General features: G+C 61.2%; 18 protein-coding genes. 7 read left to right on the top strand and 11 right to left on the bottom strand.

Going from position 1 to position 18971, the window contains the following annotated elements:
• Window positions 1–193: 193 nt before the first annotated feature.
• From mnmE to rpmH, 5 genes are read right to left on the bottom strand one after another with little or no spacing between them, the layout of a single operon-like run.
• The gene (gene mnmE / locus ACMV8A_RS05060; RefSeq protein ID WP_495324774.1) at window positions 194–1549 is read right to left on the bottom strand and encodes a tRNA uridine-5-carboxymethylaminomethyl(34) synthesis GTPase MnmE; all 1356 of its coding nucleotides are present in this window, start codon (window positions 1547–1549) and stop codon (window positions 194–196) included.
• Window positions 1550–1575: 26 nt separating this feature from the next.
• The gene (yidC, locus tag ACMV8A_RS05065; protein ID WP_495324661.1) at window positions 1576–3195 is read right to left on the bottom strand and encodes a membrane protein insertase YidC; all 1620 of its coding nucleotides are present in this window, start codon (window positions 3193–3195) and stop codon (window positions 1576–1578) included.
• A 24-nt stretch (window positions 3196–3219) separates the two neighbouring features.
• Entirely contained in the window at window positions 3220–3441 is a 222-nt protein-coding gene (yidD, locus tag ACMV8A_RS05070) for a membrane protein insertion efficiency factor YidD (protein WP_495324662.1), read from the bottom strand.
• Window positions 3426–3791, bottom strand: coding sequence for a ribonuclease P protein component (gene rnpA / locus ACMV8A_RS05075; RefSeq protein ID WP_495324663.1), 366 nt, complete (start codon window positions 3789–3791; stop codon window positions 3426–3428). The genes yidD and rnpA overlap by 16 nt, the downstream gene beginning before the upstream one ends.
• A gap of 13 nt (window positions 3792–3804) precedes the next feature.
• Window positions 3805–3939, bottom strand: a complete 135-nt coding sequence (gene rpmH, locus ACMV8A_RS05080) for a 50S ribosomal protein L34 (RefSeq protein WP_127478773.1) — start codon at window positions 3937–3939, stop codon at window positions 3805–3807.
• A gap of 194 nt (window positions 3940–4133) precedes the next feature.
• Here rpmH and dnaA point away from each other — a divergent pair, with 194 nt between their 5' ends.
• The 4 genes from dnaA (at window position 4134) to gyrB (ending at window position 10389) form a co-directional block, all read left to right on the top strand.
• Window positions 4134–5510 carry a chromosomal replication initiator protein DnaA gene (gene dnaA / locus ACMV8A_RS05085; protein WP_495324664.1) on the top strand — a complete coding sequence of 459 codons (1377 nt, stop codon included), beginning with the start codon at window positions 4134–4136 and terminating at the stop codon, window positions 5508–5510.
• A gap of 229 nt (window positions 5511–5739) precedes the next feature.
• Window positions 5740–6840 carry a DNA polymerase III subunit beta gene (gene dnaN, locus ACMV8A_RS05090; protein ID WP_495324665.1) on the top strand — a complete coding sequence of 367 codons (1101 nt, stop codon included), beginning with the start codon at window positions 5740–5742 and terminating at the stop codon, window positions 6838–6840.
• Window positions 6841–6866: 26 nt separating this feature from the next.
• Window positions 6867–7949, top strand: a complete 1083-nt coding sequence (recF, locus tag ACMV8A_RS05095; RefSeq protein WP_495324666.1) for a DNA replication/repair protein RecF — start codon at window positions 6867–6869, stop codon at window positions 7947–7949.
• 25 nt (window positions 7950–7974) lie between these two features.
• A complete protein-coding gene (gyrB, locus tag ACMV8A_RS05100; protein WP_495324667.1) occupies window positions 7975–10389 on the top strand; it encodes a DNA topoisomerase (ATP-hydrolyzing) subunit B in 2415 nt (804 codons plus the stop codon).
• 75 nt (window positions 10390–10464) lie between these two features.
• Here the strand turns inward: gyrB and ACMV8A_RS05105 are convergent, their stop codons facing one another.
• The 6 genes from ACMV8A_RS05105 to glyQ form a co-directional block, all read right to left on the bottom strand.
• Entirely contained in the window at window positions 10465–11484 is a 1020-nt protein-coding gene (locus tag ACMV8A_RS05105) for a class 1 fructose-bisphosphatase (protein ID WP_495324668.1), read from the bottom strand.
• Window positions 11485–11616: 132 nt separating this feature from the next.
• Window positions 11617–12357 carry a lysophospholipid acyltransferase family protein gene (locus tag ACMV8A_RS05110; RefSeq protein WP_495324669.1) on the bottom strand — a complete coding sequence of 247 codons (741 nt, stop codon included), beginning with the start codon at window positions 12355–12357 and terminating at the stop codon, window positions 11617–11619.
• A complete protein-coding gene (gmhB, locus tag ACMV8A_RS05115) occupies window positions 12354–12893 on the bottom strand; it encodes a D-glycero-beta-D-manno-heptose 1,7-bisphosphate 7-phosphatase (RefSeq protein ID WP_495324670.1) in 540 nt (179 codons plus the stop codon). Before gmhB ends, ACMV8A_RS05110 begins: the two co-directional genes overlap by 4 nt.
• Before the next feature lie 2 nt (window positions 12894–12895).
• Window positions 12896–13234, bottom strand: coding sequence for a MazG nucleotide pyrophosphohydrolase domain-containing protein (locus tag ACMV8A_RS05120; protein ID WP_495324671.1), 339 nt, complete (start codon window positions 13232–13234; stop codon window positions 12896–12898).
• A gap of 14 nt (window positions 13235–13248) precedes the next feature.
• A complete protein-coding gene (gene glyS, locus ACMV8A_RS05125) occupies window positions 13249–15330 on the bottom strand; it encodes a glycine--tRNA ligase subunit beta (RefSeq protein ID WP_495324672.1) in 2082 nt (693 codons plus the stop codon).
• Entirely contained in the window at window positions 15331–16251 is a 921-nt protein-coding gene (gene glyQ, locus ACMV8A_RS05130) for a glycine--tRNA ligase subunit alpha (protein ID WP_495324673.1), read from the bottom strand.
• A 230-nt stretch (window positions 16252–16481) separates the two neighbouring features.
• On the opposite strand from glyQ, the gene ACMV8A_RS05135 reads away from it, so the two are divergent.
• From ACMV8A_RS05135 to ACMV8A_RS05145, 3 genes are read left to right on the top strand one after another with little or no spacing between them, the layout of a single operon-like run.
• Window positions 16482–17522, top strand: a complete 1041-nt coding sequence (locus tag ACMV8A_RS05135; RefSeq protein WP_495324674.1) for a tRNA (5-methylaminomethyl-2-thiouridylate)-methyltransferase — start codon at window positions 16482–16484, stop codon at window positions 17520–17522.
• Window positions 17522–17755: a sulfurtransferase TusA family protein gene (locus ACMV8A_RS05140; RefSeq protein WP_495324675.1), complete on the top strand. Its 234-nt coding sequence runs from the start codon at window positions 17522–17524 to the stop codon at window positions 17753–17755. The genes ACMV8A_RS05135 and ACMV8A_RS05140 overlap by 1 nt, the downstream gene beginning before the upstream one ends.
• On the top strand, window positions 17745–18920 hold the full coding sequence (locus ACMV8A_RS05145) for a cation diffusion facilitator family transporter (protein ID WP_495324676.1): 1176 nt from the start codon (window positions 17745–17747) through the stop codon (window positions 18918–18920). The genes ACMV8A_RS05140 and ACMV8A_RS05145 overlap by 11 nt, the downstream gene beginning before the upstream one ends.
• Window positions 18921–18971 lie beyond the last annotated feature (51 nt).

Raw genomic sequence — 18971 nt, forward strand, 5'->3', positions numbered from 1 at the left:
CTCTCAGCGGCACTTTATTTCGCGTTTTGTTCCCACGCCTCACCATCGAATTAAGCGGTGTGGGAACAAATGTGGGAACAATTCTACCCGGCTCTTGCCGGAACATGCAAGACGACTAGAGACGAAAAACCCAGCATTGACGCTGGGTTGGCGGGGGTTTTGGGGATCGCTCCGGAACCCTCCGGAACCCAAACTATTTTCCGATACAGAAACTGGTAAAAATTCGCCCCAGCAGGTCATCGGCACCGAAAGCGCCCGTGATTTCGCCCAGGGCCTGCTGCGCCAAGTGCAACTCCTCCGCCAGCAACTCACCGGCATGATGGTGACGCAGCTGTTCGTCACCCGCGGCGAGATGGTGCGCGGCTTGTTGCAGGGCATCGAGGTGACGACGGCGGGCGCTGAACACCCCCTCCACCTGATCTTGAAACCCCATGCTCTGCTTGAGGTGGTTACGCAAGAGATCCAGCCCATCACCATGCCGGGCGGATAGATAAACGTGGGTTTTGCCTTCGCGCTGTTCCAGTGCAACCGGATGACCGCTCAGATCAACTTTGTTGTGCACGATGGTCACCGCCAGGCGTTCCGGCAGGCGTGCCAGTATCGCATCTTCCTCCGCGCCTATTCCTGCGTGATCATCCACCAGCAACAACAGACCGTCGGCCCGCTCAATCTCGGCCCACGCACGACGGATGCCTTCCTGTTCGACGGTGTCGGTGCTCTCCCGCAGGCCTGCGGTATCGATGACATGCAGCGGCATGCCGTCGATACTGATCTGCTCGCGCAACACGTCACGGGTCGTGCCCGGTATGTCGGTGACTATGGCGCTGTCGCGGCCGGCCAAGGCATTGAGCAGGCTGGATTTGCCGGCATTGGGTTTGCCGGCAAGGACGACGCTCATGCCGTCTCGCAACAGACTTCCTTGCTGCGCCGCTTCCTGTACCGCACGCAATCGACTGCGCAGGGCATCGAGCCGGGCCGCAACGCTACCGTCGGCAAGAAAGTCGATTTCCTCTTCCGGAAAGTCGATGGCTGCCTCCACATAAAGACGCAGTTGAATCAGCTCTTCGGTCAGGTCAGCTACCCGACGCGAGAACTCCCCTTGCAATGATCGCAGGGCGCTGCGTGCCGCCTGGGCGGAGGTGCTGTCGATGAGGTCGGCAATGGCTTCGGCCTGGGTCAGGTCGAGTTTGTCATTGAGAAAGGCGCGCTGGGAAAATTCGCCCGGGCGGGCCGGGCGAGCGCCTGATTGCAGTGCCGCCTGCAGCAGCAGATCCATCACCACGGGACCACCATGGCCCTGCAATTCCAGTACATCTTCGCCGGTGAAAGAATTCGGTGCCGCAAAGAACAGCGCGATGCCCTGATCGATGATCGTGCCGTCGGCGGCGCGGAACGGGAGGTAATCGGCGCGGCGCGGCGGCGGACACGCGCCAAGCATGGCCACTGCAATTTGTGCCGCGGCCGGCCCGGAGATGCGGACAATGCCGACGCCCCCACGCCCGGGGGGCGTGGCGACGGCAGCGATGGTGTCATTGGCGCGTGAAGCGATGACTTCCACGCGGACACTCGCAGATGTTATGCCTTCACGACATAGCGGGTGATGTACCACTGCTGGGCAACAGACAGCACGTTGTTGACCACCCAGTACAGCACCAGGCCCGACGGGAAGAAGGCGAAGAAGAAGGTGAATACGATGGGCAGCGCCATCATCACCTTGGCCTGAATGGGATCCATCGGCGTGGGATTCAGGCGATGCTGGATCAGCATGCTGGCACCCATCAGTATCGGCAACACGTAATAGGGATCCATGGCGGAGAGATCATTGATCCACAGGATCCACGGTGCCTGACGCAACTCGACGCTTTCCAGCAGCACCCAGTACAGAGCAATGAAGACCGGAATCTGCACCAGGATCGGCAGGCAACCACCCAGAGGATTGATCTTCTCCTCCTTGTATAGCTTCATCATGGCCTCGTTCAGCTTCTGCCGATCGTCACCATAGCGTTCCTTCAAGGCCTGCATGCGCGGCGTTACCTTGCGCATATGGGCCATGGACTTGTAGCTGGTGGCCGAGAGCTTGTAGAAAGCCAGCTTGATGAGCAGGGTGAGGATCACGATGGACCAGCCCCAGTTATCCACCAGCTTGTGGATCTGCTTGAGCAGCCAGAAAATGGGATCGGCGAGGATGGTGAGCTTGCCGTAGTCGACGGTCAGCGCCAGACCCTCGGCGACATCACCCAACTGATCCTGCAACTTTGGCCCCACATACAGACGCGCCTGGTAGGCGGCTTCGGCGCCCGGCGCCACCTGTACACCTTCTCCGATCATGCCGAGCAGATAGCGGTTACCACCCAGGGCGCGGCTGTAGTAATCGTGAGTGGCCTGTTGCGGCGGAATCCACGCACCGACGAAGTAGTGCTGAATCATCGCCGCCCAGCCGCCGGTCAGCGTGCGGTTCAGGGCCATCTTGTCCATGGCATCGAAGTCAATCTTTTCGTACTTCACTTCCTGGGCGTGGATCACGCCGCCGGTATAGGTGTAGATGCCGAAGGCACCCGTACTCTCGGTAGGACGCTGACGCTGCAACTGGTAATAGGCGTGTGCGGACCAGGGCTGCTGCGACTGGTTGCGCACGGCGTAGTCCACGTCGACCACATAGCTGCCGCGGCGGAAGGTGTAAATCTTGTCTACCTCGACACCGCTGGCACCGCGCCATTGCAGGCGCACCTGCAGTTCCTCCTGCCCTTCAGCCAGGCGGTATTCATCCTGTTCGACGTGGTAGATGGCGTAATGATCAGGTACGTCACCGGCATCGGTGCCAGTGGCCGGACGCAGACCGGACTGGGCGATGAACAACAGGTTGCTGGTGTCATCCAACAGGCGGATGGGTTCGTCCGGGCGATCGATTACCAACGGATATTGCAGGAGATCGGCACGACGCAGATCGCCGCCCTGGGTGTCGAGCTCGACGGCAAAGACATCGGTGTAGATGCGCACTCGCTTCGCGCTGGCCAAGCCTTCGCGCATCTCCGGCGCAGCACCGGGGCGGGCTACGGCCGTCGGCAGATCCGCTGCCGTTGCCGCGCTGCCCGGGGTTTGCGTGGTGGCCACGGCTGCCGGCGGCTGCGGACCGTAATCCTTTTGCCAGGCCTGATACAGCATGAGCAGGACAAAAGAGAGAGCGATGACGAGCATTAAGCGTTGGAAGTCCATGGGCGTTTAGTCTTTCTTTTCAGGTACCGGATCGAAACCGCCTTCATGCCACGGATGGCAACGGCCCAGGCGGCGCATGGCCATCCAAGCCCCACGCAAGGCGCCGAAACGCTCGATGGCTTCGTGGGCATAGCAGGAGCATGAAGGATGAAAACGGCAATTGTTGCCAAGAAATGGGCTGATGGCGTAACGGTAAACGCCGATGAGCAGGATCAGGATTTTTTGCATCGCTTTGCCAACTCTTCCCAGCTCCTGTCGATGGCGGAGCGCAATTCCTGCGTGGAGAGTGTGTCGATGCCGGCACGGCCCAGCACCACGATGTCGACGCCGCCAAGTTGGTGCTGGTGCAGGCGGAAACTTTCGCGTACTTGGCGGCGGATACGGTTACGCTCCACGGCGCGCCGTACCTGCTTTTTACTCAGTGCCATCCCCAACCGTGGGTGGCCGAGTGTGTTCGCTGCTGCCAGCAAGGTAAGGGCGGCGCCGGCTACGCGGCAGTCCGCCCCCTTGAAGATCCGCTGAAACTCCGCCGGCCGCAATAACCGGTGGCTACGCGGAAAACCATGCGCGCCGTGCAAGACGCGGGCGCGGTCAGACGGTCAGGCGGGCACGACCCTTGGCACGACGGGCGGCCAGGATCTTGCGGCCGTTCTTGGTTGCCATGCGCGCACGGAAACCATGGGTGCGCTTCTGCTTCAGCACGCTGGGTTGAAAGGTTCTTTTCATGATGAGGCTCGTCCGGTTTCAGTAATCGGCACAACCCGATTTAGGGCCGTGGAAAAAAGAGGCGCAAAATACTGCGAATCAACCCCGGTTGTCAATAACGACGCTGCGTTGGTGGCCGTATGGGGGTGTGGATAACTTTGCCGTTCGGGTATAGACTGCCCCTCTTTCCTGCCCTAGCACCCAGAGAATGTTTCGTGGCTGACCCCCTTTGGCAGCAGTGTCTTGATCATTTGGAAGACGAGCTGCCGGCACAGCAATTCAATACCTGGATCCGCCCGCTGCATGCGGAGCGGGAGGGGGATACACTGCGCCTGCTGGCGCCAAACCGTTTCGTGCTGGATTGGGTCAAGGACCGCTATAGCGAACAGATCCTTAGCCACGCCCGGCACGCCAGCGGAAACAGTGCCCTGCGTTTGCTGCTGGAGATCGGCAGTCGAAAAAGGGCCGAGGCCGAGGCGGCGCCCACCCCGTCGCGGGACATCCCTCGCCCCACTCCTCCATTGGGCGGGGGTGTCGCCGAGGCGACGCCGCGCGCGGTTGCCGGCGGACGGCGCAGCAACCTTAACAGCAACTTCACCTTCGACAATTTCGTGGAAGGCAAATCGAATCAGCTGGCGCGGGCGGCGTCCATGCAGGTGGCGGGCAACCCGGGCGTCGCCTACAACCCGCTGTTTCTGTACGGTGGCGTCGGTTTGGGCAAAACCCATTTGATGCACGCCATCGGCAATATGATCCTGCAGCAGCGCCCCGGCGCCAATGTGGTCTACCTCCACTCCGAGCGCTTCGTCGCCGATATGGTCAAGGCGCTGCAACACAACGCGATCAATGAATTCAAGCGGCACTATCGCTCCGTGGACGCGCTGCTCATCGACGACATTCAGTTTTTCGCTGGCAAGGAGCGCTCCCAGGAAGAATTCTTCCATACTTTCAATGCTTTGCTTGAAGGTCAGCAGCAGGTCATCCTGACCTGTGACCGCTACCCCAAAGAGGTGGACGGCCTGGAGGAGCGGCTGAAATCACGCTTTGGCTGGGGTCTTACCGTCGCCATCGAGCCACCAGAATTGGAAACGCGTGTAGCGATTCTGATGAGCAAGGCGCAACAGGCGGGTGCGGCGCTGCCGCCGGAAGTGGCCTTCTTTATTGCCAAGCGCATCCGCTCCAACATCCGTGAACTGGAGGGCGCCCTGCGCCGGGTTGTCGCCAATGCCCATTTCACGGCCCGGCCGATTACCCTCGACTTTGCCAAGGAAGCGTTGAGTGATCTCCTCGCCCTGCAGGAAAAACTCGTTACCATCGAAAACATACAGAAGACGGTGGCGGAGTATTATAAAATCCGCGTGGCAGACCTGTTGTCGAAGCGGCGCAGTCGCTCGGTGGCGCGGCCAAGACAGCTGGCAATGGCGCTGGCCAAGGAATTAACCAGCCACAGCCTGCCGGAGATAGGCGATGCGTTTGGCGGCCGCGACCACACCACGGTAATCCACGCGTGCCGCAAGATTCAAGAGCTGAAGGAATCGGAACCTCGGATTGCTGAGGATCACGCAAACCTGTTGAGAACCCTGTCTACTTGATGAGGGTAGCTTGTGGATAAAAAGCATCTTTTTTTGTTTGTGGATAAATAACTTGTTTATGCACAGCTAATACCTGTTTACGCACTTCTTTGACAGACGTTTGTTGTTTATTTAACTTATTGTTATAGAATGATTTTTATTAGTTATCGACAGGATTTCGCGGCGTAATAGGTTCAACAACAGGTTTACCTATTCAAAAGATAAATAACTAAGCGATGGGGCAAAGGACATGAAATTCACCATCTCCCGTGAAGCATTGCTCAAACCGTTGCAGGTTGTCGGTGGTGTGGTAGAAAAGCGGCAAACCCTGCCGATACTGGCGAACGTCCTGGTACAGGTGGACAAGGGGAATCTGACCCTGACCGGCACTGACCTGGAAGTCGAGCTGACCGCCACTGCGGCTGTGGAAAATGGCAACGACGGTGAGATTACATTGCCGGCACGAAAATTCAGCGATATCTGCCGTGCATTGCCGGAACAGGCGATGTTGGAAATTGTGGTGGAGGGCGATAAGGCGCTTATCCGTTCGGGCAAGAGCCGCTTCTCACTGAGCACCTTGCCAGCGACCGAATACCCCGCAACCGAGAGTGTCGCGGGGGCCTTCAGGCTCACCATCGCACAAGACGTGTTGAAAGGCCTGCTGGAACAAACCCATTTCTGTATGGCCAATCAGGATGTGCGTTACTATCTCAATGGCTTGCTGCTTGAGATGAAGGGGGGGCATTTGCGTGCCGTCGCCACGGATGGTCACCGCTTGGCTATCAGTGAAACCGATTGTCCGGAAGTGGCTGCCGAAGAGCGCCAGGTGATTATTCCCCGCAAAGGCGTGTTGGAGTTGAGTCGTTTGCTCGGTGACGGCGGCGCGCAGTGCGAAGTGGTGGTGGGTAGTAACCACATCCGTGTGGCCTTGGGGGACGTGGTAATGACCTCCAAATTGGTGGATGGGCGTTTCCCGGATTATGAACGGGTAGTACCCAAGGTTGGCGAGCGGTTGGTGAACGCCGATCGCAATCTTTTACGCCAGGCACTGCAACGCACATCCATACTGTCCAACGAAAAGTACCGCGGCATCCGGCTGCAATTCGAGCGCAACCTCCTCAAGGCGACCGTCAATAATCCGGAGCAGGAAGAGGCAGAAGAAGAAGTCGAGATTACCTATGACGGTGCCGAATTCGAGATTGGTTTCAATGTGTCTTACCTGCTCGACGCGCTCAATGTGGTGAAGCAGGATCAGGTTGTGTTGAGTATGAACGACGCCAACAGCAGCTGCTTGATCTACGGCTCTGGGGATAAAACCTCGCGCTACGTAGTTATGCCGATGCGCCTCTAAGGCTGTCGCGCCATGTACCTCTATCCATGGCATTAAGTCATCTCGAGGTCATGGGCCTGCGGAATCTGACCTCGCTTTCCCTCTCTCCGTCGCCCGAACTGACTTTGTTGTTTGGCGCCAACGGCAGTGGCAAGACCACGTTGCTGGAGGCCATTTACCTGCTCGGTATGGCACGTTCCTTCCGCAGCTCGCAGGCCCGCAAGTTGCTACAAACCGGGGCTGATACTGCGACCGTCTTTGGCCGGGTTGATAGGGATGGTGCAGTCTATTCGTTGGGGGTCCAGAAACAGCTTGGCGATCTGACACAACTCCGTGTCAACGGTCAGAAGCTGGACTCGGCATCTGCATTGGCGGAGTTATTGCCGCTGCAGCTGCTCACGCCGGAATCTCATAGCCTGCTTCACGGCGAACCGCGAGAACGTCGCGCCTATGTGGATTGGGGTTTGTTCCACGTGGAACATGGTTTTCTTGATCTGTGGAAGCGCTATCGCCGTTACCTGGAGCAACGCAATGCAGGCTTGCGCAGCGGCGCCTCTGCGTCAGAGTTGCATCATTGGGAGTCTGGGCTGGCAGAGTGCGGTGAAACGGTTGCGGCAATGCGCGCGGCTTACCTTGAGCAGATCACGCCCCTATTCGCTCATATATATAGTGTGTTGCTGGAGTCTGAGCCACCCCGCATCTCCTATCGCCGGGGCTGGCCCAAGGATGCCGTGCTGTTGGATGTCCTGATGCGTAATCGGGACAGCGAGCTAACGGCGGGCTATACAATGGCAGGTCCGCACCGCGCCGATATCCGTCTGTTGCTGCCCAATGGTATGGATGCGGCAGATACCTTTTCCCGCGGTCAGCAAAAACTGACGGTCTGTGCCTTGCGCATCGCGCAGATGCAGCATTTACAGCAGCGCACCGGTCGCCGTTGTACCCTCTTGATCGACGATCTCCCTGCGGAGCTGGACTCACTAAAGCGGCAGACCCTTATGACAGCGGTGGCTGCTAGCGGCGCGCAATGTTTTATCACGGCGACGGATCGGGACTTGGTGGATATTTCACCCTGGACGAAAGCCGCCATGTTCCACGTGGAACATGGTGCTGTCGCGGAAGTGATATAATGCGGCCCTCACAAGGGAGTTGATGATGAGCGAAAAAACCTACGATTCCTCCAATATCAAGGTTCTCAAGGGCCTCGACGCGGTTCGCAAGCGTCCGGGCATGTATATCGGTGATACCGATGACGGGACCGGTCTGCACCATATGGTATTTGAGGTGGTCGACAACTCCATCGACGAGGCCCTCGCCGGTTACTGCAGCCAGATCGACGTGATCATTCATAGCGATGGCTCCGTCACCGTGCGCGACAACGGTCGCGGTATCCCGGTCGATATTCACCCTGAAGAAGGCCGTTCGGCGGCGGAGGTCATCATGACCATCCTCCACGCCGGTGGTAAATTTGACGATAACTCCTACAAGGTTTCTGGCGGTCTCCACGGCGTGGGTGTCTCCGTGGTCAATGCCCTGTCGGAAACGCTTAAGTTGACGATCCGCCGCGATGGCAAGCTGCATCAGCAGGAATACCGTATGGGCGATCCGGTCGCGCCGTTGGCGGTCGTGGGCGAAACCACGGGTACGGGTACCGAAGTACGTTTCAAACCTTCCCCGACCATCTTTACCCAGACCGAATTCCATTACGACATCCTGGCCAAACGTCTGCGCGAGCTGTCCTTCCTGAACTCCGGCGTCCGCATCCATCTGGTGGACGAAGTCAGCGCCAAGGAAGACACCTTTGAGTATCAGGGCGGCATCCGCGCCTTCGTCGAACATCTGAACCGCAACAAGACGCCACTGCACAACGCCGTGTTCTACTTCAGCGGCGAACGCGACAATGTCGGAGTAGAAGTGGCAATACAGTGGAACGACTCCTACCAGGAGAATATCTACTGCTTCACCAACAACATCCCGCAGCGAGACGGTGGCACCCATCTAGCCGGTCTGCGCAGTGCGCTGACCCGCATGCTGAACCAGTACATCGAAGAAGAAGGCCTCGCCAAGAAGGCCAAGGTCGCCACCAGCGGAGACGACGCCCGCGAAGGCATTACCGCCGTGCTGTCCATCAAGGTGCGCGATCCGAAGTTCTCCTCCCAGACCAAGGAAAAACTGGTGTCGTCCGAGGTCAAACAGGCCGTGGAATCCCTGATGGCGGAGAAGTTCCAGGAATACCTGTGGGAGAACCCGCTGGACGCCAAGATCATCGCCGGCAAGGTGGTCGACGCCGCCCGTGCCCGTGAGGCAGCCCGCAAGGCCCGCGAGATGACCCGTCGCAAGGGGGCCCTGGATGTGGCCGGGCTGCCAGGCAAGCTGGCAGACTGCCAGGAAAAAGACCCTGCCCTGTCCGAGCTGTTCCTGGTGGAGGGTGATTCCGCCGGCGGCTCCGCCAAGCAGGGTCGCGACCGTCGTACCCAGGCCATCCTGCCCCTGAAGGGCAAGATCCTCAATGTCGAGAAGGCCCGCTTCGACAAAATGCTGTCCTCCGCCGAGGTGGGCACCCTGATCACCGCCCTGGGCTGCGGCATCGGACGCGATGAATTCAATCCGGACAAGTTGCGCTACCACCGCATCATCATCATGACCGATGCCGACGTGGACGGCTCCCATATTCGCACCCTGCTGCTCACCTTCTTCTATCGCCAGATGCCGGTATTGATCGAGCGTGGCCATATCTACATCGCTCAGCCGCCGCTCTATAAGGTGAAGAAAGGGAAACAGGAACGCTACGTCAAGGATGAGCACGAGCTGAACGCCCATCTTTTGCAACAAGCCATTGATAACGCAAATCTTTTTGTCACTGCCGAGGCGCCGCCGCTGGCCGGCGTGGCTTTGGAAAATCTGGCACGTCAGTACCAGGCCGTGATGGGCGGCATCCAGCGCCTGGGCCGCCGCTACAACAGCCGCGTCCTGGAAAAGATGATCGCCATGACGCCCCTGTTCGAAGGCGAGTTCCGCGACGCCGGCAAGACCGTGCCCTGGTTCGAGGAATTGACGGCACGTCTCAACGGTGACGATGCCGGCGAGCGGCGCTATGAGCTGCGGTTCGAGCACGCGCCGGACGGCGCGGTCGAGGGCGCCCAGATCACCGAATGGCGCCACGGCGTATCCAGCGACTATGCGTATACCAGCGACTTTGTCTCCACCCCCGAATACCAGGCCATTGCCAAGCTGGCCGGGGAGCTGCAGGGCCTGATCGGCGAGGGCGCCTACGTGCAGCGCGGTGAGCGTCGCACCGAGGTATCCAGCTTCCGCCAGGCATTGGAATGGTTGCTCGACGACGCCCGCCGCGGCCAGACCATCCAACGCTACAAGGGTCTGGGTGAGATGAACCCGGAACAGTTGTGGGAAACCACGCTGAACCAGGAAAGCCGCCGTCTGTTGCAGGTGCAGATCGAGGACGCCATCGCCGCCGACGAGGTGTTTTCCACCCTGATGGGCGACCAGGTGGAGCCGCGCCGTGATTTCATCGAGGCCAACGCCCTGTACGTCAGCAATCTCGACGTCTAAAACGGCAAAGTTCGGGCAACAAAAAAGGGGAAGGTGTCACCACCTTCCCCTTTTGTTTTCCGTAAGCCTAGGCGCTTACTTCGCTTCCTGATGGTACTTGGCGATCAGCTCAACTTCGTTCTTGGAACCCAGGATCACCGGTACGCGCTGATGCAGGCTGCTGGGTTGGATGTCCAGGATCCGGTGCTGGCCGGTGATGGCGGCGCCACCGGCCTGCTCGACGATGAAGCCCATGGGGTTGGCCTCATACATCAGGCGCAGCTTACCCTCGGTGCCCTTCTCCTTCATCTTACTGTCCAGGGGGTACATGAACACGCCGCCGCGGGTCAGGATGCGGTGCACCTCGGCGACCATGGAGGCGATCCAGCGCATATTGAAGTCCTTGCCGCGCGGACCTTCCTTGCCAGCCAGACACTCATCCACGTAGCGCTTGACCGGGGCCTCCCAGAAACGCATGTTGGAGGCGTTGATGGCGAACTCCTTGGTGTCCGCAGGGATGGTCATGTTGGGGTGAGTGAGGACAAACTCACCAATGTTCTGGTCTAGGGTGAAGCCATTCACACCGCGGCCGGTGGTCAGCACCATCATGGTGGACGGGCCATACAGGGCGTAGCCGGCGCACACCTGCTCGGTGCCGCGCTGCAGGAAGTCCTCGGCGGTCGGGTTCACGCAGTTACCCTTGCAGCGCAGGATGGAGAAGATGGTGCCGACGGAGACGTTGACATCGATGTTGGATGAGCCGTCCAGCGGGTCGAAGGTCATCAGGTACTTGCCGCGCGGGTACTGGCTGGGGATCTGGTAGACCTCTTCCATCTCCTCGGAGGCCATGGCGGCCAGATGGCCGGCCCACTCGTTGGTCTTGAGGAACACCTCGTTGGAGATCACGTCCAGCTTTTTCTGATCCTCGCCCTGCACGTTCTCGGTGCCGGCTGCGCCCAGCACGCCGACCAGGGCGCCGTGGTTGACCAGGTTGGAGATCACCTTGCAGGCGGTGACAACGTCATTGAGCAGGGAGGTAAAATCGCCGGTGGCGCCGGGGATGTGGCGCTGCTCCTCGATGATGAACTGCGTAATGGTAGTACGATGGTTGTGCATGTCGATGCTTCCTGAAGTTTAAAAAACAAAATCTGCTCCCGGGACAGGGTGTCCCGTTGCCCGTTACTGCCGCGAGGCGGGGTCTGGAATCTGCAGCGGAGACGCTGCCAAAACTGGAGTTATGTCAGTATATCACGGACTGATGATTGGGCCAGAGGCGGCCGGGAGCGTGGTGATTCGGCCCATGGTGTCCTCGATCCAGGTTTCCACCAGGGCGTTGATTTCGCCGGTGTCCTTGCCCTGTGGATCGATGACCGGGCCGACGACCACGTCGATGGTGCCGGGGTGCTTGAGGACACTGTTACGGCGCCAGAACTCGCCGGCGTTATGCGCCACCGGCACCACCGGAAAACCGCTCTTCTTGGCCAGCATGGCGCCGCCGATGTTGTATTTGCCTCGCACTCCTGGCGCCATGCGCGTGCCTTCTGGGAAGATCACCACCCAAATCCCCCGGCGGAGGCGATCCGTGCCCTGCTCCACCACCTGCTGTAATGCCTTGCGGCCGGCGCCGCGGTCGATACCAATGGCTTCTAGCAGGGCCAGTCCCCAGCCGAAGATCGGGATGTAGAACAGCGAACGCTTCAGCACCCAGGTTTGCGGCGGGAAAATACGCTGCAGTGCCAGCGTTTCCCAGGCCGACTGGTGCTTGGACAGGATGATGGCGGGACCGGGGGGAATGTGTTCGCGTCCGCTGACCCGGTAGCGCAGGTTGCAGGTCAGCGCCAGCCACCAGATGACGAACTGGCCCCAGCGGGTCATTACCCAATAGCGGGTGCGGTAGGAAAAAGGGAACACCAGGGGCATGAACGGCAGCAAGATCAGCAATCCGCCGATCATGCCGACATAGAACAACAGGGAACGTAGCCAAATCATTTGCGCAACAGCTCGTCGATGGCGGCGGCCAGATCCGCATACACAGGTATTCCGTGCAGGCCCTGCCCTTTGGCGAGGGTACGCTCACCCTTGCCGGTGCGCACCAAGATGGGCGCAGCGCCTACGGCCTGTGCCGCCTCCAGATCGCGCAGTGAATCGCCGATGGCTGGCACGCCGCGCAGCGAAACCTTCAGACGGGCCTCGATGTCGCGCAGCAGGCCGGGTTTGGGTTTGCGGCAATCGCAGTGATCGTTGGGGCCGTGGGGGCAATAAAAGATGGCCTCGATCTGTCCACCCAGCACGGCCAGTTGTCGATGCAACTTGTCATGGATGCGGTGCAGGGTAGCGAGGTCATAGTAGCCGCGCGCGACGCCGGACTGGTTGGTCGCCACTACCACCCGCCAGCCGGCCTGGGTCAGGCGGGCGATGGCCTCCAGACTACCGGGGATGGGGATGAACTCCTCCGGTGACTTGATGTAGTCGTCGGAGTCCTCATTGATGACACCATCGCGGTCGAGGACGATCAGCTTGAGCATGATTAGTCGCGGAACTCCGACACGCGGATGCGGCCATTCACCATGCGTGAGTCGCGCTGCATGATCTTGTCCATCTTGTGCCAGAAGGCATCTTTCAGATCGAAGTCGGCGGCGATCGCGGTGCCGATGAGCAGGATGAACAGATCGGCGACTTCTTCGGCCAGTTGTTCCTTGGGCTTGCCCTTGGTGATCGCGGCGCCGATCTCGCCCAGCTCCTCGGCCATCAGCGCCATGCGGTAGGTGAGCTCTTCGCCGCCACGGTTCTTGAAGTCGTGCTTGTCATGAAAGGCCTGCACGGCGGCCAGCATGACGGCGTAGGAATCGGGGTTGCGATCAGTCATGCGAGGTCTCCGTATCAACCTTGCAGGCGCGACAGGTCGGCCGCTTGCAGGAACAGGTCCGACAGGCGCTTCAACAGTGCCAGGCGATTGTTGCGCACGCCCTCATCATCGGCCATCACCATCACCTGATCAAAGAAGGCGTCCACCGCACCGCGCAGTCCGGCGAGCTGGCACAGGGCCTCGGTGTAGTTGCGCTGCGCGAACAGCGGCGTCACCTTGCCGGCCATGGTCTCGACCTGCTCGGCCAGGGTCTTCTCGGCTGCTTCCACCAGACGGGCCTTGTCGATGTCGGCGGTGATGTCGCCGCCCGCCTGGCGCAGGATGTTGGCGATGCGCTTGTTGGCGGCGGCCAGGGCCTCCGCCTCGGGCAGTTTGCGGAAGGTGGTGACGGCACGCACGCGGGCATCGAAGTCGCGTGGCTGGGTCGGGCGCTGGGCCAGCACGGCATCGAAGGTGTCGTGGGCCACGCCGCTGTCGGCGTAGTAGGCACGCAGGCGCTCCAGCATGAATTCGAGCACCTGCTTGACCGTCTCCCCTTCCAGCTTAACGCCACTGGCCGTGAAGTTGTCAAAGGCGGTTTGCAGCAGCGTTTGCAGATCGAGATCGAGATTGTTCTCGATGATGGTGCGCAACACGCCGAGGGCGGCACGGCGCAGGGCGAAGGGGTCCTTGTCGCCGGTGGGCGGCTGGCCGATGCCGAAGATACCCACCAGGGTATCGATGCGATCGGCGATGGCCAGCGCCTGGCCGGTGCGGGTCTCGGGCAATTGGTCGCCGGCAAAGCGCGGCATGTATTGCTCGTCCAGCGCCGCGGCCACTTCCGCATCCTCGCCGTCGTGGGCGGCGTAGTAACGGCCCATGATGCCCTGCAGTTCCGGGAACTCACCCACCATGTGGGTGAGCAGGTCGCACTTGGACAGTTCGCCGGCGCGGGCGGCGAGCTTGGCGTCGCCGCCGATGTGATAGGCGATGGCGGCGGCCAGCTTGGCGACGCGGGCGCTCTTGTCGGCCAGGGTACCCAGCTTGTTCTGGAACACCACGCTCTTCAGCGCTGCGCCGTGGGCGGAGAGCTTCTGCTTGCGGTCTTGATTCCAGAAGAAATCGGCGTCGGTGAGGCGCGGGCGCACCACGCGTTCATTGCCGGCGCGCACATGGCGCGGGTCGCGGCTCTCGATGTTGCTCAGGGTGATGAAGTACGGCAGCAGTTTGCCTTCCTTGTCCTGCACCGGGAAGTACTTCTGATTACCCTTCATGGTGGAGATCAGCGCCTCGGCGGGAACCTCCAGGAAGCGCTCCTCGAACTTGCCGGTGACGGCCACTGGCCATTCTACCAGGCCGGCCACCTCATCCAGCAGGTCCTCGTCGATGAGGGCCTCGCCGTTCACGGCAGCGGCGGCCTCCAGCACCTGGGCGCGCACCGCCTCGCGGCGCGCGGCAAAATCGGCCACCACCTTGCCCTCGGTTTCCAGCAGTGGCGCATAGGCGGCCGGCTCACCCAGATACAACGTGCCTGGACTCATGAAGCGGTGGCCGCGGGTCTCGCGGCCGCTCTTGGTGGCAAGGATCTCGCAGTCGATGACTGCGTCACCGAACAGCATCACCACCCAGTGCACCGGCCGCACGAACTCGGCGTCCAGGCTGCCCCAGCGCATGCGCTTGGGGATCGGCAGCTTGTCGAGGGCGGCCTGCACGATCTCCGGCAGCAGTTCGGCGGTGGGGCGGCCCTGCTGCTGTGAGCGGTGCACCAGCCAGGCACCCTTGTCGGTCTTGAGGTGGTCGAGTTGGTCCACCTCCACACCGCAGGAGGCGGCGAAACCCTTGGCCGCCTGGGTCGGATTGCCCTCGCCGTCAAAGGCGGCGGTCAGTGCCGGGCCGCGGCGTTCCAGCTCCTTGTCCGGCTGGGCCACCGCCAGGTCCTTGATGAATACGGCCAGGCGGCGCGGGGTGGCATAGAACTGCACCTCACCGCGCACCAGGTCGGCCTTGGCCAAACCTTCCTTCACGCCCTCGCCAAAGGCGATCATCAGGCGCTTGAGGGCCTTGGGCGGCAGTTCCTCGGTGCCGATCTCGACGAGAAAATCCTTGAACGTGCTCATTTAAGCGGCCTCTCCCTTGTGGGCAAGCATCGGGAAGCCTAGGGTCTCGCGGCGGTCGTAATAGGCCTGGGCCACGGCGCGGGCCAGCTGGCGCACGCGCAGGATATAGCGCTGGCGCTCGGTGACGGAAATGGCCTTGCGGGCATCGAGCAGGTTGAAGGTGTGGGAGGTCTTCAGCACCATCTCGTAGGCCGGCAGCGGCAGGCCCTTGTCGATCAGGCTTTGGCTCTGCCCTTCGTAGAAGTCGAAATGCCGGAACAGGGTGTCCACGTCGGCGTGCTCGAAGTTGAAGGCGGACATCTCCACCTCGTTCTGGTGGAACACGTCGCCGTAGGTGACCTTGCCCAGCGGACCGTCGGTCCATACCAGGTCGAACACGCTCTCCACGCCCTGCAGGTACATGGCGATGCGCTCCAGGCCGTAGGTGATCTCGCCGGTGACCGGGCGGCATTCGAGGCCGCCCACCTGCTGGAAATAGGTGAACTGGGTGACCTCCATGCCGTTGAGCCAGATCTCCCAGCCCAGGCCCCAGGCGCCGAGGGTGGGGGATTCCCAGTTGTCTTCCACGAAGCGGATGTCATGCACCAGCGGGTCCAGGCCCAGCATGCGCAGGGAGCCCAGATACAGTTCCTGAATGTCCAGCGGCGAGGGCTTGATCACCACCTGGAACTGGTAATAGTGCTGCAGGCGGTTGGGGTTCTCGCCATAGCGGCCGTCGGCCGGGCGGCGCGAGGGTTGCACATAAGCGGCGCTCCAGGGCTCGGGGCCGATGGCGCGCAGGAAGGTGGCCGGGTGGAAGGTGCCCGCGCCCACCTCCATGTCATAGGGTTGGAGGATGACGCAGCCCTGCTCGGCCCAATATTCCTGTAAAGCCAGGATCAACCCCTGAAAGGTCGAGACATCCCGTGCCGTCTTTTTCATGACATCCCCGCAAAATCCGTTGGGTACAAAAGCGGCGGATTATAGCGCGCCGCCAGAGGTGCAGTTAAGCACTATTAATGGCGTGGCTGGGGCGGCTGCGGCGTATTTGGGTTAAAATGGCGCGCCAAATTTCCCGTTATTTCGAAGGTTTCATGTCACAGTCACAACGCAACGATTCGCTCCCGGCGAATCGTGGAAGCGAAAAGCTGCCCGAAGGGCGGGTGCCAGGGATGCCGCGCATCAAGGCCGTCGCTCTGGTTTCGGGCGGGCTGGATTCCATGCTCGCCGTCCGCGTCATCCAGGAACAGGGCATCCACGTGGAGGGCATCAATTTCTACACCGGCTTTTGTGTGGAGGGGCATACCCATGCCATCCGCAAGAAGGACCAGGGCAAGGACAAGCGCAACAACGCGCTGTGGGTGGCGGAGCAACTGGGCATCAAGCTGCACATCATCGACATCGTCGAGGAGTACAAGGATGTGCTGCTCAATCCCAAGCACGGTTACGGTGCCAACATGAATCCGTGCCTGGACTGCAAGATCTTCATGGTGCACAAGGCGCAGGCCTGGGCGGAAAAACAGGGTTTCGATTTCATCATCACCGGCGAGGTGATCGGCCAGCGCCCCATGTCGCAGCGCAAGGACACCCTGCCGGTGGTGGCGCGCGAGTCGGGCGCCCATGATCGTCTGTTGCGTCCCCTGTGTGCCAAGAACCTGCCCCCCACTCTGCCGGAGCGCGAAGGCTGGGTGGACCGCGAGCGGCTGTACGATTTTTCCGGCCGCACCCGTAAGCCGCAGATGGCCCTGGCCGCCAGGTTCGGTTTCACCGACTACGCCTCCCCCGCCGGCGGTTGCTGCTTCCTCACCGACGAGGCCTATTCGCGCAAGCTGGTGGACCTGTGGCGCTCGCGCGGCAAGCGCGAGTACGAAATGGACGACATCATGCTGCTCAAGGTGGGCCGTCACATCCGCCCGGCGCCGCATTACAAACTGATCGTCGGCCGTGAAGAGGGTGAGAACAATTTCCTCGAAGGCTACCGCAAGCAGTTCATCCATTTGCGTCCTGTCAGCCATAGGGGGCCGCTGGTGTTGCTGGACGGCGAGGCGAGCGCAGACGATCTCGTACTCGCCGCCCGCATCACCGCGCGTTACTCCAAGGGGCATACCGCCGAACAGGTCACGGTGCAGGTCACGACCCTGGAGGGTGTGAGCCGCGAACTTACGGTGGCGCCGCTGCCGCCGGATGAGCTCCCGCCGGAGTGGCACCTGTAATGGCACGTCACCAGCTCGACGCCCGCCGCCTGTTCTGTCCCATGCCGGTGATCCGCACGCAGAACAAGGTGGCGGAATTGCAGGCAGGCGATGTGCTGGAGGTGATCTGCACCGATCCGGGTGCGCTCAATGACATCCCGGCCTGGTGCCGCATCAACGGCCACAAGGTACTGGGTTCACGACGCGAGGGTAATGAGGTGATCATCGAGGTCGAGGTGGGTGATGGGGCATAGTCACGCGCATCCGGTGACGACGCCCGGCAACCAGGGCGACGAGCGCTACCAGGCGACGCGCCGCGTCACCCTGGTCGGCGCCGTGATCAATCTGCTGCTGTCCATCGGCAAGATCGTCATCGGCGTCATCGGTGGTTCGCCGGCCCTGGTGGCCGACGGTATCCACTCGCTGTCCGACCTGCTCACGGACATCATGGTGGTGTGGGCCGCCAAGCACGGCAGCAAGGACGCCGACGACGATCATCCCTATGGCCACGGCCGTATCGAAACCGTATTCACCGTGGCGCTCGGCGTGGTGCTGCTGCTGGTGGCGGCCGGTATCGTCTACGATGCCATTTCCCGTCTGTTCCATCCCGAACGCCTGACCGATCCCGGCGTGCTGGCGCTGGTGATGGCCGGCATCTCCGTGGTGTCCAAGGAGGCGCTCTACCAGTACACCCTGCGCGTGGCCAAGCGCATCCGCTCCAACCTGCTCAAGGCCAATGCCTGGCATCACCGTACGGATGCCATCTCCTCCATCGTGGTCATCGTCGGTATCGGCGGCACCATGGCCGGCCTGCCCTACCTGGACGCCATCGCGGCGGCGGTGGTGGGCCTGATGATCGCCAAGATCGCCTGGGAACTGGGCTGGCATGCGGTGCATGAGCTGGTGGATACCGCCTTGGAAGCCGAACGGGTGGAGGCCATCCGCCGCGTGATCCAGTCGGTGGATGGCGTCAACGAACTGCATACCCTGCGCACCCGGCGCATGGGCGCCGATGCTCTGGTGGACGTGCACATTCAGGTCGATCCGCTGCTCAGCGTGTCCGAGGGACATCACATCAGCGAGCGGGTACGGCAGAAGGTGGTGCATGAGATCGACGAGGTGCAGGACGTGCTGGTGCACATCGACCCGGAGGACGACGAGCAGATCGCCCTCAGCGCCCACCTGCCCTCACGGCAGGTGTTGCTGGCGAGGTTGCGGGAGTTCTGGCAGGATAGCGCCGCTGCCGCCCATATTCGCCGCGTGACGCTACACTATCTGGACGGCAGGTTGCGGGTGGAGGTGTATCTGCCGCTGGACGTGGCCCGCAACGAGACCGAGCGAGCACGCCTGACCGCGGCCTTGCAGCAGCCGGTCCAGGCCATGACGGAAATCGAGTCACTTACCGTGCATTACAGCTGACGCGCCACTTTGGTGCGTTTTGTTATTTGCAGGCACCAATATGGTGCAAAA

The sequence above is a fragment of the Sulfurivermis sp. genome (genome assembly GCF_059410345.1).